The organism is Pseudomonas sp. SIMBA_068, assembly GCF_046534705.1.
Lineage (GTDB): Bacteria > Pseudomonadota > Gammaproteobacteria > Pseudomonadales > Pseudomonadaceae > Aquipseudomonas > Aquipseudomonas putida.
Window position 1 is genome coordinate 1 of the sequence record NZ_JAWRYI010000230.1, and the last position, 318, is coordinate 318.

The 318-nt window shown below is 50.0% G+C and carries 1 pseudogene; it reads left to right on the forward strand.

Going from position 1 to position 318, the window contains the following annotated elements:
- Positions 1-46 precede the first annotated feature (46 nt).
- A pseudogene (locus SB756_RS28955) lies at positions 47-318 on the forward strand (IclR family transcriptional regulator C-terminal domain-containing protein); the annotation flags it as partial.

The window sequence follows — 318 nt, forward strand, 5'->3', positions numbered from 1 at the left end:
TGAAGCGGTATTAATTGGTCAGTTAGAGTGTAAATCGATGGTCAGGATGTGTGCGCCACTGGGCAGTCGTCTGCCACTGCATGCTTCCGGTGCGGGCAAAGCGCTGCTTTATCCGCTGGCGGAAGAGGAGTTGATGAGCATCATTCTGCAAACCGGTTTGCAGCAGTTTACGCCAACTACGCTTGTGGATATGCCCACCGTGCTGAAGGACCTGTAACAAGCGCGTGAACTTGGCTATACCGTAGATAAAGAAGAGCATGTTGTAGGTCTGAATTGCATAGCTTCAGCAATTTACGATGATGTCGGTAGTGTTGTTGC